The following is a 229-nucleotide window of genomic DNA, read 5'->3' as shown; positions in this document are numbered from 1 at the left end:
CAGTCAACGAGCGGAAGCCGACGCCCCGTGCTTCCAGCTTGCCGACCGTCTCAATCAGGTGCGGAAGGGAGCGGCCAAGCCGATCCAGCCGCCAGACGACCAGCACATCGCCATCGCGCAGATAAGCCAGCGCATCGGCCAAGCCGGGCCGGTCTGCCTTGGCCCCGGATGCCGTGTCCTCGAAAACCCGTTCGCAGCCTGCATTGCGCAGCGCATCCGTCTGCAAGGC

General features: G+C 66.8%; 1 protein-coding gene. It reads right to left on the bottom strand.

The window, feature by feature from the left end; all coding sequences use genetic code 11:
- Positions 1-226 (bottom strand): recombinase family protein (locus BST14_RS32550; protein ID WP_211280890.1); only part of this gene is annotated, 226 nt, incomplete at its 3' end.
- Positions 227-229: the final 3 nt, after the last annotated feature.

This window comes from Mycobacterium arosiense ATCC BAA-1401 = DSM 45069, from assembly GCF_002086125.1.
GTDB lineage: Bacteria > Actinomycetota > Actinomycetes > Mycobacteriales > Mycobacteriaceae > Mycobacterium > Mycobacterium arosiense.
Note: the sequence above shows the minus strand (reverse complement) of the source record. Positions and strands in the feature narration are given on the sequence as shown.